Here is a 14680-nt window from a genome sequence, read left to right on the forward strand (position 1 = left end):
CTGCTGTATAAACCGTACATTGCAGCATGCAGTACAAAATGGAAAAACCGGTGCGCGGCACCATCGGGGAAGTGAAATACCGCTGCGTGATCGAATGGCGGAACGGGACCTTCATCGCAGATGAACCTGAAAAAACGGGCGGGCAAGACACCGGCCCGGACCCTTTCACGCTTTTCCTGTCTTCCCTCGCATCCTGTACCCTGGCTACTTTGCGGATGTATATCGACCGCAAGGGTTGGGACATCCCTACCATCACCGTCAACTGCAACATGGCGCAACGCGTGAGCGACGGCCAGCTCATCTCCGTCATCGACCGCGACGTGTATTTCCATCCCGACGCCGACGAAGAACAAAAGGGAAGGCTCCTCCAGATCGCGAAAGCCTGCCCCATTTCGAAAATGCTGGAAGGTACGTTGGTGATCCGGACGGAGATCAACGGGGGAGAGGCGTTTTCAGAGGAAATGATCCTGCGCCAGGAAATATAAACCCGCATCAATCCCATACCTAAATGACCGAGATAAAATTTTACCGGGTAAACGAGCCATGGGGCGAATTCTCCAATTTCGCTCCCTTTCCCGTGTTGATCGGTGCCTTCATCTGGCGAACCACCGAGCATTATTTTCAGGCGGCCAAATTTCATGATCCGGAAGTGAAAGAAATGCTGCGCATGATCGAAGCGCCTGGCGACGTAGCCGAAGAAGGCCGGAAACCAACGCATAACCTTCGGCCCGATTGGGAAAATGTGAAAGAAGAATACATGGAAAAAGCACTCCGGCATAAATTCATGCAGCATCCTGAATTGTGGAAACTGCTCATGGGAACCGGAGACGCCTTGCTGATCGAGCATACGGAGAACGATAGCTATTGGGCGGATGGAGGAGACGGCAGCGGCAGGAACCGGTTAGGGACATTGTTGATGAAAGTGCGGGATGAATTGCGCGCGTACTCAGATGACCCGGATTTTATATTGCCGCCATGGATCGCTTTTCCCGGCACGGAAATGGCGGATATGTTCTGGAGAATGGGATGGGGCGAGAGTTTCATTATGGAATGGGCGGCACATTTCGACCAAACCGATCAGGCGGCATATCGGGCGCGTTTTCCTGAAATCAGGAACTGGAAAGGATTTTATGATGATGATCCGCAGATCGGAGGCGAGTGGGAAGACGGTGAATCCGGTTCGGAGGAAACGTTGTGACACAACCGGCCCCGCGATACCCATCTTAATTGCGTAAATTGTAAATAAAAAATATCATGGCAGGAACACTGGAAAAGATCCGGCAGGCCTACCGCCTGTTCAAATCCATCGACTTCGACCAATTGAACAAACTCTCGAAGAAAGTGGATCTGCAGAAGGTAATGGAAGGGTTTTCCAAACTGGACGACAAGCAGTTGAAAGGTTTAATGAAGATGATGGAAGGCGGGAAGAAGGAAAAAGTGCTGCCGGAAATCAATGCAGATTTTTACGAATTGCACCTGCGCCTGAGCGAAGAAGACCGAGCCCTTCAGCTCAAAGTCCGCGAATTCATGGAGCGCGAAATTGCGCCGATCGTCAATAATTACTGGCTGCACGACGAGTTCCCGCATGAAGTGATCCCCAAGTTCGCGGAGCTGAACGTTTGCGGCCTCACCTACCAGGGATACGGTTGCCCCGGCAAATCGTTCCTCATGGAAGGCATCATCGCCATGGAAATGGGAAGGGTAGATGCGAGCATCGCCACTTTCTTCGGTGTGCAGAGCGGCCTTGCCATGGGCTCCATTTACCTGTGCGGTTCGGAAGAACAGAAGCAGGAATGGCTCCCCGGCATGCAGCAGTTCAAGACCATCGGCGCGTTCGGCCTCACGGAGCCCGAAGTGGGCTCCGGCGCGGCGGGAGGCCTCACCGTTACCGCGCAGCGCACGGCCGACGGATGGGTACTCAACGGCCAGAAGAAATGGATCGGCAACGCCCCCTTCGCCGACGTTACCGTGATCTGGGCCAAAGACCTGGGAGACGGCGAAGTGAAAGGGTTCCTCGTGCGCAAGGGCACGCCAGGCTTCAATGTCGATAAGATCAAAGGCAAAATGGCCCTCCGCATCGTGCAGAACGGGCTCATCACTCTCGATAACTGCGTGGTGGAAGAAAAAGACCGCCTCCAAAACGCCAATTCCTTCAAAGATACCGCCCGCGTGCTCCAGATGACCCGCGCCGGCGTGGCCTGGATGGCCGTGGGCTGCGCCCGCGGCGCCTACGAGAACGCCCTCGCCTACACCCGGAAAAGGAAACAGTTCGGCCGGCCCATCGCTTCGTTCCAGCTCATCCAGAACCACCTCGTGGAAATGCTTAGCAACCTCACCGCCATGCAGTCGCTCGTATTCAGATTGTCGGAGTTGCAGGACCAGGGCTTGCTCAAAGACGAGCACGCCTCGCTCGCAAAAGTATTCTGTTCCCTCCGCACGCGCGACATCGTGAGCCGCGCACGGGAAGTCATGGGCGGCAACGGCATATTGCTCGAACATAACGTGGCGCGCTTCGTGGCCGACGCGGAAGCGATCTATTCCTACGAAGGCACCAAGGAAATCAATTCCCTCATCGTAGGCCGGGCCATCACCGGATTCAGCGCATTCGTATAGCTTTACTAACCCTTAATTATCACGCCGGCGTCATATTGGCGCCGGCTGTTTTTTTAGTGGCCGGTTTTTTGAGGCTTTCCGGGTATGGCAAAGCAAAAGAAAAAGTGGTCTGCCGGCGTCATGCGGCGAAGCGATGCGCTTGATCTGGAACCCGGGATATTCGAATCCTCCGATCCCGATAAAATCGCCGCTTCGCTGAAGCGCTCGGCGGAAAAAAGCAACCGCCGCAAATCAAGCCCTTTCCGCTCCGCCATGTCCATGCTCACCTTTTTCATCAACCGCGCCGGCAGAAAACTCGAAGCAAAGCAGCGCCGGGTGCTGGAAGACGCCAAAAACAGCCTGCGCGCCGCTTTCGGCCGCGAGCCCGCCTGAATGTAAAAATTCCTTAACTTACGTTTACTGAAGCATAGCCCCATTTCACGCACCGCCAGCCGCGTATCGTTGTTCCTATAACCCCGTCAAACCCCACTATCATGCAATACTTTGATTTTCACACCCATCCCATCCTCAAACAGCTGTTCAGCGAATCCGGGACCGTCACCGATATGCTCGGGCGGAACGAGGTGAAAGTCCTGCAATCGCAGTGTACGGACATTCCCAACATCATCCAGTCGCAGATCCATCCCTCGCAACTGGGTAATTACGCCGAAGGCGTGCTCCTGGGGATCGTGCTGTACAGTATGGAAAGCTACCTGGCCGCGGAGGTCATTCCCCTCCGGCAACACCTCCGCGCGGGTTCGCAGCACAAATTGTCGGAGCCGCTGCTCAAAAAGATCGTCCGCAACGAATACAAAGCCTACACCGATTTCCTCATCAACCGCACCCTCAACGCCTATCTCGATAACAGCGATATTTTCAACGTGGTGACGCGCGACACCTTTGCCAACGGCCTCCGCACCGACCGGATCAATATTTTCTTCGTGGTGGAAGGATGCCATTCGTTCGTAGACAGCGTGAACCGGACGGGCAACGGGCAATTTTTCCCGGTCAGCGAGATCGTCGGTAACCTCGACCAGCTCCTGGCGCGGGGCCTGCCCATCCTGGCCGTCAACCTCACGCACATGCAGCAATCCAGCCTCTGCAACCATGCGTTCGGCATCCAGCTCACCGATCCCAAACCGTTTTTCCCGACGGGCAACGGCATGGAACCAGACGGGTACGCGGTGGCGCAGGCGCTGTTCGACCGTGGCATCCATCCCGATCTCAAACATATGAGCTACAAATCGCGCCGCGATCTCATGCGGGCGGTAGACGGGGAGGGCGATACGCCGCTCCATTCCCCTGTGCCGCTGCTTTGCTCGCATGCGGGCTTTACGGGCATCCCGTTCGAAGTCTGGCCGGAATACGCCGCGCTGATAAGGGCGGAAGGGCCCGTGGTGCGCGTGGAAATGGCGAAAACGCTGTCGGCGGAAAGTATGCCTTCGCCCATTTGTACGCCCACTTTCAACATGTCCACCATCAACCTTTTCGACGAAGAGATCGCCTGGATCGTCAGCCACGGCGGCATGATCGGGCTATCGATGGACCGGCGCATCCTCGGCTACGTCGATCCCTTCGATGCGGACGTAGACGGCCGGCTGGACGGCGATTTTGTGGTGGATACGGATTTTATTTCCCTGGCGGAGTGGGACGAATTGCAGATCGATCTCGGCAAATACCGCAGCAAGGTGGATGCCGATCATTGCCTGACCGTGGCGCGTTTGAAGAAGAATTGGGAAGAACAGGGGATGCTGGAACGCTGGTACTACGACCACATTTTCCTCCACCTGAAACATTTCCTCCAAACCTGCCTGCGGGCGGGCATTCCGCTGGATACGTCCATCCGTCACATCACCATCGGCAGCGATTTCGACGGTCTCATCAATCCATTCATCACCATGCCCGGCGTGCGCGATATGGAACGCCTCAAACGTACCATCCGCAACGAGTTCAAAGTGTACCTGTCGCAATTGGAAGACGCATCTGCATGGTGCGACGATCTCGATGTGGCGCAATTCGCGGAAAATCTCTTCTTCGAAAACGGTTACCGGTTCGTGAAAGATTTCATGGAGCGATAAAAAAGGGCCGGCCCAAATGAGCCAGCCCGACTTAACCTGATGCGTACGGGCGTTTAGCCCTGAAATGTTTTTACGGTTTCCCCGAGATCGAATACCATGGCTTCGGGAAGGGCCGCGGCTACGATGCTGCTGCCGGCCGCGCTGCGGTATCCGCCGGCGCAATGTACCACGATGGGTTTGCCTGCGGGTATCTCTGCCGTTCTTTCACGGAGCTGATGCAGCGGAATGGTGATGGCGCCGGGGAAAAGTAGGCCTGCGGCGGTTTCTGAAGCATTGCGGACATCCACGATCGTATAGTTTTCCGGATGCGCGCGGAACGATTCCACATCCAGCGCGGGCGTTACGGCGGTGCCTCCCTGTGCGATGCCGGTACCGGCGATGAAGGATTCGTATCCGATTTTGGCGGTCCTGCGGATGAGGGCGTCGAGGCTGGCGGCGTCGCCGGCGAGGAGCACATACGGCTCATCGGGCGTCACAATGCTGCCCAGCCAGGTTTCGAACTTGCCGCCGTCCTGCAGGTTGATAGCCCCGGGAATGTGGCCCTGCTTGAATATATTTTCCGGTCGCGTGTCGATCACAACGGCGTTGGATTGCGCGCAGCCGGGTACTTTTTTGATGGCGGTTTCCAGGTCTTCCGCGCCTTTGCGGTTGATGGAAACGTCGTATGGGAAGTACTTCGGGATGAAGGGCTGCTCGGAAAGCAGGGCTTCCGTGAATTCGGCTTCCGACATCTCCTGCAGCGACCAGTTCGTTTGTTTTTGTTCGCCGATAGTGGCGCTGGTGGCTGACGACAGGTTTTTTCCGCAGAGGGATCCCGAGCCGTGCGCGGGGTAAATTACCACCTCGTCGGGCAGGGTCATCAGTTGTTTGCGTAGACTGTGGTACATGTCTTTGGCGAGGGCTTCGCGTTTGGCGGAAACCTTACCGGTTTTCTCGCGGAGGTCTGGCCGGCCGCAATCGCCGATGAACAGGGTGTCTCCCGTGAACACGGCGGTGGGTTGGCCGTTTTCTTCGAGCACGATGCTGATGCTGTCTGGCGAGTGGCCAGGTGTGTTGAGGGCCTTCAGCACGGCGCCTCCGCCGAGGGAAATGGTATCGCCGTTATCGAATGTGGTATGCGGATAAGTGGCTTCGAGGATGCGGGAACAATAGACCGTGGCGCCCATGGCCTTGTGCAGTTCCAGGTGGCAGCTCACGAAATCGGCATGTGGATGCGTTTCGATGATGCCGGTGATGTTGGAACCTTCGGCCGCAGCGTATTCCAGGTAAGGAAGCGGGTCGCGCCCCGGATCTACCAGCACGGTACCTTCGGGGCCCGTGATGGCGTAAGAGAAATGTGCGAGTGCTTTATCTTCGAATTGTCTGATTTTCATTGCTTTCGTTTTTACAAATTTCGGAATAGTTCCTGGCTGGTACGGTGACTGCGGTCACCATGCAAAGGTCTTCCAAATCCGTAGCCTGTGCATTGACGGCCGTCATCGTCCCGACTGATTTCATACCGCAGTCAATGTGGCAGTTTCTCCCGGAAGCGGCCATAGAGCCAGGTCCCGGCGATGGCCGCCAGGATGGTGACGCCCACTGCCGCCGCGCCGGTGCCGGCCTGTGCGAACAGGGGGCCTGGGCAGGCGCCCGTCATTGCCCAGCCGAGGCCGAACAGCAGGCCGCCGTAAATCTGTCCTTTGTTGAATTGCTTATCCGGGATCACGACCGTTTCGCCGTGGATGGTTTTGATGTTGAACCGGCGGATGAGCCAGACAGACAACATACCCGTGGCCACGGCGCTCCCGATGATGCCGTACATGTGGAACGATTGCATCCGGAACATTTCCTGGATGCGGAACCAGCTGATCATTTCCGCTTTTACGAGCACGATGCCGAAGAGGATGCCGAATAAGAGGTATTTCAAATATTTCATGCTATCAGAAGTTTATAATGCGAGTAAATAGGGAAGGATGAGATTCGCCATGAGGAAGCCCCCGGCCATGAACGCGATGGTAGCCACCAGCGACGGCCATTGCAGGCTGGACAGGCCCATGATCGAATGCCCGCTCGTGCAGCCGCCGGCGTAACGGGTGCCGAAACCCACGAGCAGTCCGCCTCCTACCATTAAAATCAATCCTCTCAAGGTGAAGATCTGGTCGATGCCGAACAGCGAAGCGGGAACGATCGCCGCTTCGGGATGCACGCCGTATTGGCTCAATTCCGCGGCCAGCGCCGGATGGATGCTGGCAGGCTGTCCGTTGCCGAGCCACTGCGCCGCAACGTAGCCGCCGGCGAGGATGCCCAGTGCGAAAATGAGGTTCCAGGATTCTTTTTTCCAATTGTACCGGAAGAAGGAAATGTTGGCCGGCGCGCATGCGGCGCAGATGTGCCGGAAGTTGGAACTGATGCCGAAGGTTTTGTTGCCCGTCAGCAGTAACGCCGGCACGAGGAGGCCGATCAGCGGCCCGGCCACATACCATGGCCATGGTTGTTGGAGAAATGCTATCATGTGTTGAGTTCTTTAAAAATGATGAATACGGCCATCGCCAGCACGAACCAGCCGAACCCTTTTCGAAGGCCCGTCGTTGATATGCGTTGCGATATCCTTGTGCCCAGGGCCATGCCAACGAGCGCCAGGGCGGAAAGCGTGAGCAGCAGCGGCCATTGCAGCTCGAAATGCCCCACGTCCCCCGCGAACCCCGCCAGTGAATTCAGCGCGATGATGAAAAGACTGGTGCCGGCAGCGGTGCGCATGGGCATCTTCAGCAGGTTCACCAGCGCCGGGATGAGCAGGAAGCCGCCTCCCGCGCCCAGGAGCCCCGTTACCAGGCCGGTACCGGCACCGTAAAGTAGAAGCAACCATTTTCCGGGGAGCGGCGTGTCCGTTCCCTGCGCCTTGCCACGGATCATGGACCACGCAGCGGCCAGCATGAGCGCGGAAAGCAGCAGCATCATGGCCATGTCGCGGGAAAGGGTAAAACTACCGGATGTGAAAAGCGTTGCGGGAATGGCGGGGAGCAAAAAGTGCCGGGTCAGCAATACGGCCGCCACGCTGGATATGCCGAAGAGCAAACCGGTGGCCACGGAAATCTCCCGCCGACGGTAGCTGCCCGCCGCACCGGCAAGACTGGTGCTGCCCACGATAAAAAGGGAATAGGTGGTAGCCAGGGCCGGCTCCAGCCTGAAAAGGTACACGAGTACGGGCATGGTCAGGATGGAGCCCCCGCTGCCCGTGAGCCCCAGGGAGATGCCGATGAGTATTGCCGCTATGTAGCCCGTCCATTCCATGCAGGTGCTGTTTTGATCCTGCAAATGTCCGGAACGGAGGCGGCACCGATGGTGACCCAGGTCACCGTTACAACATCTCGATGTATTGGCGGTGTAATTTGACTTTGCCCTGCTGCTCGAGTTTTTTCAGCAGCCGGCTGATCACTTCGCGGGAAGAGTGGAGGTCTGTAGCGATCTCGCTATGGGTGATGTGGAGTTTGGAAGTGCCGAGTTTCTCGCGCTGGTTGCCGAGGTAATACACCAGGCGCTCGTCCATGGCGCGGAAGGCGATGTGATCGATGAGGGTGAGGAGCTCTTCGAACCGTTCGCGGTAAGTTTCCACCACGAAATTATACCAGCCCTTGTACCGCTGCATGAAATTTTCCATGAATTTCACCGGGACGAGGATCACGGTACTGTCTTCGATGGCTTTGAGCATGACGCCGCTGGTTTCCTGCTGCTGGCCGCATACCATGGAAAGGGCGCAGGCGTTTCCGGGCTCGAGGTAATACATGAAGATCTCGCCTTCGTCGTGCCCTTCGCGGTAGAGTTTCAGCCGGCCTTCGGCTACCAATACAGTGGAGCGGATATTTTGGCCCGTGCGCATGAGGGTTTCTCCTGCGGGGATGTTCCTGATCTCTGCGATTTCCGCCAGTTCCGCTTTCAATTCCGGCTCGAACTGCGGAAAATGGGCGTCCAGAAAAGCACGTGTGTCCATCATCATCCCCCAATTTACGCATTTTGTGCGTCATCGATGCCCAGCACCAGTTTCGCCTGGCGGATCATTTCCGCGCTGCCGGTATATTTGCCCGGCTCGTCGGAAAGTTTCACGACTTCCGTCCATTCGCCGTTATGCGGACTGGTAGCCGTCATTTTGATGACGATGTTCATGGCTGCGGGGCCGGCGTCGTTGGTGAGACTGGTCCCGATCCCGAACGACATCCCGATCCTGCCCCTGCAATGCTCCGCGATCCGCGCCACTTTATCCACGTTGAGGCCATCGGAAAAAATGATGGTTTTGCTGAGGGGGTCGATGCCCATTTTCCGGTAATGCCGGATCACTTTGTCCGCAAATTCGAGCGGGTCGCCGCTATCGTGCCGTACGCCGTCAAACAGTTTGGAGTACATTTTATCGAACTGGCTGAGGAAAACGTCGGTGGTATAAGTGTCTGACAGCGCGATGCCGAGGTCGCCGCGGTAAACGTCCACCCAATTCTGCAAACCCGTCGCGTTCGACATTTTGAAGCCGAACCGGGCGGCGTGGAACATGAACCATTCATGCGCGTGCGTGCCGATGGGTTTTGTCTGGAACATCATCGCGAGGTGAACGTTGCTGGTGCCGATGAAGGAACCGGTCCCGAATTCCTTCAACGCTTCCACCACCAGCTTGTGCACTTTGTACGAATATCTACGCCGCGTCCCGAAATCCGCGACCGTAACGCCCAGATTCCGGTACCGTTCGATTTTTTGCCGGGTATTTTCGACAATGGCGTCGTTGGAGATCCTTTCTGCGTGGCCAAGCGTGTAAAACAGCTCGCAAATGAGCGACATCACGGGCACTTCCCACAAAATGGTTCGGTACCAGAGCCCTTCCACGCCCACTTCCAGCTGGTCGCCATCCTGCGAAATATGTACTTCTTCCGGGTTGTACCGATAGCCTTCCAGGAAATCGAGGTACACGGGGTCGAGGTAAGGGCAGGTGAGCTGGAGGAAATGTTTTTCCTTTCGGGTGAGCTGCAGGCCGGCCATTTCGTCTACCGCTTTCCGGAGCGCATCGGCGAAGCCGGGCGGAAAGGCATGCCGGCCGCGGTTGATGAAGCGGTAACGCGCGCGGGCGTACGGGAACAGCCGGATAACGCCCTGCTGCATGGTGAACTTGTAGAAGTCGTTGTCGAGGATCGAAGATAGCATAGTGAAGAAATAACGCTGCCGGGGGGCAGAATGTTTCGCCGGGCTATTTGTCTTTCTTTTTTCCGAAGAAGGGTTTTGCCGCCTTAGAGGATGCAGGCCCCGTTGCGTGGGTTGGGGTAGCCATTGGATGAGGGTTTTGGGGTGGATATGAAGTTACGGAAATTTCGGGATGTCTGGGAGAGGGGATGTTGGCTACGGTTATTTTGGATCGGTTCGAAAAAAATAATTGCAGCCGAAAATTTTTTCAAATGGATTCACAAATATCATTGCAGTGATATTTTGTTTGATAACCTGCAAATAGCTACTCGAAATGGATACGATAGATACGTTCGCGAAGTATTACCTGGATTCCGAAAAACCAATAGAGCAGCGGATTTTTACGATGATGTTCATGATTGGAATAGTATTGTTTGTAAATGATACGTTGAAATTTACGTATTACTATCGGTTACAGCACAAAATGAACGGCTTGCATGAATTGACGGCTATGATCACTGATCCGGAAACTGACAGTATTGGAAAAGCAAAAGCAGCAGCCCTTCGGGAAGAGCTGCTGCAGGAGGAACCGGTGCTGGTGGATAGTTACTTTTTCCTGATGAACCACTTAAACGGTGCCGGTGGATCATCGACATCCACAAAAAACAAGCTTACTCCTAACAAGACAATCGGAAGGACGATTGCCAAATCAATTACGTCATCCATAATTAATGATTTTACGTTAATAATTTCTTCTATAGGCATTTTCCTGGTTGTAGGAATAATGACTATAGCAAGGGCGATAACAAAAAGACGGGGATCTTTCCTGGGAAAAATGTTGGCAAGTTTTGTATGGTTTGCTGCATTGGTTGTTATCGTCACAATGATTCACCTGTTTTTCCTTTTAGGTAGACCAACTGGACTAAGTTGGAGAGGCGTTTTGGTTTTCAATGCATCGCTGCAGTTCATACTGCTTTCCTACGTAGTACTCATCACAATCATTTCAAAGAACAGATCGCGATGAATGTAGCAGAATATCAAATCAGAAATTTTTTCGGGCGAAGATTTTTTTCAGCTGGGGTCAACGATGTTTGAAGCGATGGGCGTTCTTTTTCCTCCAACCCCTCACGCCCAGGACTATCATCAATATCAGCATGTCTTTCTCATTTGGCACAAACTTGCGCCCTTTCCGCCCGGCCACCGCAAATTTTCCCATAAACCGTAGCCTCAGGCCCTTCAGCCGTCATCTCTGCCCCTCCACCCGGAACACCTCCGGGTGACCGGCCGCATAATAAACCGACAGGCTATCCCCGGGATTGTAATGCCGGGAGCTGGTAAACATTTCCCGCATCTCGCGGGCGCCGGCCTGGTAACGGACCCGCGTTTCATAAAAATATTGCTCCGACCCATGTAATAACCGCACTTCCAGCACCGTAGCCGTCGCCCGCTGCAACGGCCCCCGCAGCCAGGACGCCGTCAGCCGGTCAGACGCCTTGTCGGCCCAAATAGCGTTTCCGCCGATCAGCACCGCAATACCGCCCACCAGCAACAGTTTCCGCCCCCGGAGCCAGTTCCGCCGGTCAGGCTGATACCGCGCGTCGCCGCGCTGCCACAGCGACCCAAAGCACAGGAACCCCAGCAGGAGCCATCCTCCGGTTATCATCAACAGCGCCGCCACGTCATACAGCAGCCGCTGCCGGTATCCGTACAGGTACCAGATGAGGGAACCTCCCGCAATCAGCAGGAGCGATATGGCAAGGCGGGTATTGCGTTTCATGATACAGGTCCGTTCCCTTCATGCAGCTTTTTCCCGATGCTTTTTAGCACGATCACCATGCAGAGCAGCAGGTAAGCGAGCATGAAGGTGAAGTTGTAAGAACAGGCCAGCATCACGAAACAGATGCCGGACCACATAACGGGCCCGATGAAGATCAACAGGGCGGAAAACGCGATGGCCCCGCGTGGAACGATATTTTCGGAGGATTCGCGCGGCATTGATGCTGACATGGGGGATATTTGGTTTATTACATTACAACCCGGGGCGGGATTTGTTCATCCTGCCCATGTCTCCGCCACGTATTTCCACGCATTTTCCGGAAAAAGTATAAATCCCTGTAAATCAGGTATTATTTTTGCAACTCGGGTCCGCCGTGGCCCCGGAATTACTGGCAGCATATCTCCCGCACCCTTTACCGGGGAGCGTATCTTCCCCGTTTTTCCCGCCCAGGCCCGTTTAGCAGCAACCGGAACCATGACAGACCATGTCTGATTTATTGTATCATCAAAAAAACCATCTCATTATGCGACAAGGGAAAACCTTTGTGTTGTTAACCGCCGCCATCTTCGCGGCATTCACGATTATTTCCTGCAGCAAGTCCGACAAGAAAGACGACGCGCCCCAGGAACAGCCCGGCAAAATCCCCGGAATGGGAGAAGCCGGCGGCGAGCCCCAGGGCACCGCGCTCACCTTCCCGGCAGGCGTGTCCATTTCCGGGGCCCCGATCAAGGGCGAAGTGTGCGACACCGCTTATGAAGCAGGAAGCGGCGGCCTCGTGGAAGTCTGCGTGGCTTTCGTCAACACTAACGCAACCGCCGTTACGTACACGATCCCGGCAGGGCTCATCGTCATCTCCCAGAACGGCGACTACCAGAACGGGATCCTCATCCAGAATACGACCATTGCCCTGAAAGCGAAATCCACCACGCGCGTAGGCATCAAACTCTACTGCGTGAACTCGGGAAGGCACCCCAGTTCCGGAGAAATCACCTATAAGATCGGGCCCGTGACCAACAGCCCCCTCCTCCGCGAACTGCTCGACCTCCTGAAAAACAAGAAAACCGCCCTCAAGGAATACCCGAATTTCGACGGCTACTTCGATGCGGTCTCCACTATCCAGATGCTGGTGTGGCTGATCACCGACGGACAAGGCCTGGAGCGCACTACATTGAACGCCCACCTGGCCTCCATCCCCAACAAATAAAACCGTCCACGGATAAAAAACGAAATCCCGGCGTGCTGCTGCTGCGCCGGGATTTTTATTGCTGGATAGGTAATGTGCCTACTTGTTATGGACTTTATAGAATAGATGCGTCACGCGTTGAGAAGGCACCACACGTTCTATTTCCAAAGAAAACGCGTCGCGGTCCAGCCCGTCGAGCAGCCGCACGCCGGAGCCGATCACGGAAGGAGATTGATGGATGATCAGTTCGTCTACCAGCCCTGCATTCAGGTACTGGCGTACAACATTGGCCCCGCCGGAAATCCGTACATCTTTCCCGCCTGCGTCTTTCCTGGCTTTGGCCAGTACGTCCCGGAGACTTTCCCCGGTAAAGTGGAACACCGTTCCGCCGGGCCGCTCCCAGGGCCCGCGCTTTTCATGCGTGAGCACGTACACGGGTGCACGGAAAGGCGCATCGGCCGGCCAGCTCGCTTCCCCTTCGTCGAACATCCGTTTGCCGAGCACGTAAGCGCCGCAGCGGGTGAAGATATTTTCCACGATGGCGTTGTCTTCCCCTTCGGTTTGCCCGCCTTCCATCCCCAACCGGCTGCGGAACGCATGCATGTCGAATACCCAGTCGTGAATAAAGGGCGCCGCGCCACCCATGGGATTGGCGGGGCCGCCGTCGGGCCCGGCGATGAACCCGTCTGCCGAAACGCCCATGCTGATGAATACCTTGCTCATAACTTGTTTTATTTAGGAGGATACAAACCTAAGTAATTGCAGAACGGCAGGAGAGGGGGATTCGGGTCAATTTGGAGGTGGTTTGGGACAGCGGCCGCTATTGCATCCGCGGTTCGATGTACAGCGTATTGTCTGCCATGTTCCATTCCGAAATATGCGTGGGAGACACCACCCGCATGGATGCCTGGTCGAACGCCCTGGGATGCAGCATGAACGCGCAGACGTCGGTTGCGGTAATGTAGGGAGAATTGGCCCTGCCGTGGATATGTCCCGAAGATTTGCGGCCAGTGGGCGTCATGAGGAGATTGGTGTGGAATTCCGTCATGGAAACTTCTTCGCGGGCGCCGTTGAATTGAAGGAGATAATCGTTGCCGAGCACGAAGGTATTGCTGCGCGAAGGGGTGGACAAAACGTACACTTTCCGGACGTCTCCCTCCACAACGGGAACGATCATGAACTGGGTATCTCTCACTTTTTTGAACCTTGCGTCTTTTTTGACGAGGTCGGTGGCCAGGTTCCACAATTCCCAGATGTCCGTTTCCGCTGCCGTCATGTTCCTGCCCACTTCCATTTTTGCGGTTTGCGGGGTAAGATGGGCGTCGAAACGATAACTGGTGACAACAGGGTTTTTGACCGATCCGCGATGCGGCATGATCAATACGTAGTCCGAACCGGAACGGTAACTGAAATAACCCGCGGCCTGCAAAGAAAGTCGGCCGGTAGTGTCGGCTTCGAATAATGCTACACCGGTTTTCCGGGCCTGGATGTGCTGATACAGCTGCAAGCCTTCCCGGCGGATGGAATCGGCGATGATGGCGAGGTTTTCCTGGGCGGAGGCGTGGATATAGCACAGCGCACCGATCCCCAGGAGCAGGATCTTTTTCATAGGATAGGATAAAATGCTCCCGAAATATACGAATATCCCGCAAATAGCCTATCCCACGAATGGGTGGTAACTTTTTCCTGATGGGAAACGCCACTTTCACCCGGCGGTCGCTATTTTCCCCTCATCCGTTAACCCAAACCCCTCATCCGTTAATTCCCGATTCTCTACAGCCGTTTAATTCGTCAACTTTGTTGTCAAAGCAGAGGAGTAATCTATGGTTACAGGTTGGATATTCGGCGCAGTCGCAGCAGGGTTACTGATCATGTGGGGGGTAAGATCGTATGGATGTACGGTTAGACTGCGTG

At 55.5% G+C, this 14680-nt stretch carries 17 protein-coding genes; 7 read left to right on the forward strand and 10 right to left on the reverse strand.

The annotated features are described in order from the left end of the window. Window positions 1-26: 26 nt before the first annotated feature. From ACQKLP_RS20615 to ACQKLP_RS20635, 5 genes are all read left to right on the forward strand, one after another. Window positions 27-485, forward strand: coding sequence for an OsmC family protein (locus ACQKLP_RS20615; RefSeq protein ID WP_427324804.1), 459 nt, complete (start codon window positions 27-29; stop codon window positions 483-485). Window positions 486-508: 23 nt separating this feature from the next. Next, window positions 509-1198 carry an NADAR family protein gene (locus tag ACQKLP_RS20620; RefSeq protein WP_427324805.1) on the forward strand — a complete coding sequence of 230 codons (690 nt, stop codon included), beginning with the start codon at window positions 509-511 and terminating at the stop codon, window positions 1196-1198. A 56-nt stretch (window positions 1199-1254) separates the two neighbouring features. Further along, window positions 1255-2613: an acyl-CoA dehydrogenase family protein gene (locus ACQKLP_RS20625; protein ID WP_427324806.1), complete on the forward strand. Its 1359-nt coding sequence runs from the start codon at window positions 1255-1257 to the stop codon at window positions 2611-2613. An 84-nt stretch (window positions 2614-2697) separates the two neighbouring features. Beyond that, window positions 2698-2985 (forward strand): DUF3175 domain-containing protein, encoded by a 288-nt coding sequence (locus tag ACQKLP_RS20630; RefSeq protein WP_427324807.1) that lies wholly within the window; start codon window positions 2698-2700, stop codon window positions 2983-2985. Window positions 2986-3086: 101 nt separating this feature from the next. Beyond that, the gene (locus ACQKLP_RS20635; protein ID WP_427324808.1) at window positions 3087-4670 is read left to right on the forward strand and encodes a hypothetical protein; all 1584 of its coding nucleotides are present in this window, start codon (window positions 3087-3089) and stop codon (window positions 4668-4670) included. Window positions 4671-4723: 53 nt separating this feature from the next. On the opposite strand, the gene ACQKLP_RS20640 is transcribed toward ACQKLP_RS20635, so the two are convergent. The 6 genes from ACQKLP_RS20640 to pncB all read right to left on the reverse strand — a co-directional run bounded on the left by ACQKLP_RS20640 (window position 4724) and on the right by pncB (window position 9830). Next, window positions 4724-6043, reverse strand: coding sequence for an MBL fold metallo-hydrolase (locus ACQKLP_RS20640; protein ID WP_427324809.1), 1320 nt, complete (start codon window positions 6041-6043; stop codon window positions 4724-4726). 131 nt (window positions 6044-6174) lie between these two features. Further along, window positions 6175-6585, reverse strand: a complete 411-nt coding sequence (locus ACQKLP_RS20645; protein ID WP_427324810.1) for a DUF6691 family protein — start codon at window positions 6583-6585, stop codon at window positions 6175-6177. A gap of 12 nt (window positions 6586-6597) precedes the next feature. Continuing rightward, window positions 6598-7161: a YeeE/YedE family protein gene (locus tag ACQKLP_RS20650; protein ID WP_427324811.1), complete on the reverse strand. Its 564-nt coding sequence runs from the start codon at window positions 7159-7161 to the stop codon at window positions 6598-6600. Then, complete coding sequence (locus ACQKLP_RS20655; protein WP_427324812.1) at window positions 7158-7940, reverse strand: sulfite exporter TauE/SafE family protein; 783 nt, start codon at window positions 7938-7940, stop codon at window positions 7158-7160. Before ACQKLP_RS20655 ends, ACQKLP_RS20650 begins: the two co-directional genes overlap by 4 nt. A gap of 67 nt (window positions 7941-8007) precedes the next feature. Next, window positions 8008-8640, reverse strand: coding sequence for a Crp/Fnr family transcriptional regulator (locus ACQKLP_RS20660; RefSeq protein WP_427324814.1), 633 nt, complete (start codon window positions 8638-8640; stop codon window positions 8008-8010). An 11-nt stretch (window positions 8641-8651) separates the two neighbouring features. After that, window positions 8652-9830, reverse strand: coding sequence for a nicotinate phosphoribosyltransferase (gene pncB / locus ACQKLP_RS20665; RefSeq protein ID WP_427324815.1), 1179 nt, complete (start codon window positions 9828-9830; stop codon window positions 8652-8654). Window positions 9831-10140: 310 nt separating this feature from the next. On the opposite strand from pncB, the gene ACQKLP_RS20670 reads away from it, so the two are divergent. Then, complete coding sequence (locus tag ACQKLP_RS20670) at window positions 10141-10830, forward strand: hypothetical protein (RefSeq protein WP_427324816.1); 690 nt, start codon at window positions 10141-10143, stop codon at window positions 10828-10830. A 219-nt stretch (window positions 10831-11049) separates the two neighbouring features. Here ACQKLP_RS20670 and ACQKLP_RS20675 read toward each other — a convergent pair whose 3' ends face one another. Together ACQKLP_RS20675 and ACQKLP_RS20680 are read right to left on the reverse strand one after the other, a co-directional pair. Next, complete coding sequence (locus ACQKLP_RS20675) at window positions 11050-11583, reverse strand: hypothetical protein (protein ID WP_427324817.1); 534 nt, start codon at window positions 11581-11583, stop codon at window positions 11050-11052. After that, window positions 11580-11813, reverse strand: a complete 234-nt coding sequence (locus tag ACQKLP_RS20680) for a hypothetical protein (RefSeq protein WP_427324818.1) — start codon at window positions 11811-11813, stop codon at window positions 11580-11582. The genes ACQKLP_RS20675 and ACQKLP_RS20680 overlap by 4 nt, the downstream gene beginning before the upstream one ends. A gap of 293 nt (window positions 11814-12106) precedes the next feature. Between ACQKLP_RS20680 and ACQKLP_RS20685 the strand changes: the two genes are divergently transcribed. Then, window positions 12107-12787, forward strand: a complete 681-nt coding sequence (locus tag ACQKLP_RS20685; RefSeq protein WP_427324819.1) for a hypothetical protein — start codon at window positions 12107-12109, stop codon at window positions 12785-12787. A gap of 78 nt (window positions 12788-12865) precedes the next feature. On the opposite strand, the gene ACQKLP_RS20690 is transcribed toward ACQKLP_RS20685, so the two are convergent. Both ACQKLP_RS20690 and ACQKLP_RS20695 read right to left on the reverse strand, forming a co-directional pair. Then, window positions 12866-13489 carry a dihydrofolate reductase family protein gene (locus ACQKLP_RS20690; RefSeq protein ID WP_427324820.1) on the reverse strand — a complete coding sequence of 208 codons (624 nt, stop codon included), beginning with the start codon at window positions 13487-13489 and terminating at the stop codon, window positions 12866-12868. Window positions 13490-13586: 97 nt separating this feature from the next. Beyond that, a complete protein-coding gene (locus ACQKLP_RS20695) occupies window positions 13587-14375 on the reverse strand; it encodes a hypothetical protein (RefSeq protein ID WP_427324821.1) in 789 nt (262 codons plus the stop codon). Window positions 14376-14680 lie beyond the last annotated feature (305 nt).

The organism is Chitinophaga sp. NPDC101104 (assembly GCF_050277495.1).
Classification (GTDB): domain Bacteria; phylum Bacteroidota; class Bacteroidia; order Chitinophagales; family Chitinophagaceae; genus Chitinophaga.

Coding starts and splice junctions, on each gene's coding strand:
- ACQKLP_RS20635 (WP_427324808.1), top strand. CDS start 3,087: ATGCAATACTTTGATTTTCACACCCATCCCATCCTCAAACAGCTGTTC.
- ACQKLP_RS20685 (WP_427324819.1), top strand. CDS start 12,107: ATGCGACAAGGGAAAACCTTTGTGTTGTTAACCGCCGCCATCTTCGCG.
- ACQKLP_RS20620 (WP_427324805.1), top strand. CDS start 509: ATGACCGAGATAAAATTTTACCGGGTAAACGAGCCATGGGGCGAATTC.
- ACQKLP_RS20655 (WP_427324812.1), bottom strand. CDS start 7,940: ATGGAATGGACGGGCTACATAGCGGCAATACTCATCGGCATCTCCCTG.
- pncB (WP_427324815.1), bottom strand. CDS start 9,830: ATGCTATCTTCGATCCTCGACAACGACTTCTACAAGTTCACCATGCAG.
- ACQKLP_RS20690 (WP_427324820.1), bottom strand. CDS start 13,489: ATGAGCAAGGTATTCATCAGCATGGGCGTTTCGGCAGACGGGTTCATC.
- ACQKLP_RS20650 (WP_427324811.1), bottom strand. CDS start 7,161: ATGATAGCATTTCTCCAACAACCATGGCCATGGTATGTGGCCGGGCCG.
- ACQKLP_RS20615 (WP_427324804.1), top strand. CDS start 27: ATGCAGTACAAAATGGAAAAACCGGTGCGCGGCACCATCGGGGAAGTG.
- ACQKLP_RS20630 (WP_427324807.1), top strand. CDS start 2,698: ATGGCAAAGCAAAAGAAAAAGTGGTCTGCCGGCGTCATGCGGCGAAGC.
- ACQKLP_RS20645 (WP_427324810.1), bottom strand. CDS start 6,585: ATGAAATATTTGAAATACCTCTTATTCGGCATCCTCTTCGGCATCGTG.
- ACQKLP_RS20675 (WP_427324817.1), bottom strand. CDS start 11,583: ATGAAACGCAATACCCGCCTTGCCATATCGCTCCTGCTGATTGCGGGA.
- ACQKLP_RS20640 (WP_427324809.1), bottom strand. CDS start 6,043: ATGAAAATCAGACAATTCGAAGATAAAGCACTCGCACATTTCTCTTAC.
- ACQKLP_RS20680 (WP_427324818.1), bottom strand. CDS start 11,813: ATGTCAGCATCAATGCCGCGCGAATCCTCCGAAAATATCGTTCCACGC.
- ACQKLP_RS20625 (WP_427324806.1), top strand. CDS start 1,255: ATGGCAGGAACACTGGAAAAGATCCGGCAGGCCTACCGCCTGTTCAAA.
- ACQKLP_RS20695 (WP_427324821.1), bottom strand. CDS start 14,375: ATGAAAAAGATCCTGCTCCTGGGGATCGGTGCGCTGTGCTATATCCAC.
- ACQKLP_RS20670 (WP_427324816.1), top strand. CDS start 10,141: ATGGATACGATAGATACGTTCGCGAAGTATTACCTGGATTCCGAAAAA.
- ACQKLP_RS20660 (WP_427324814.1), bottom strand. CDS start 8,640: ATGATGGACACACGTGCTTTTCTGGACGCCCATTTTCCGCAGTTCGAG.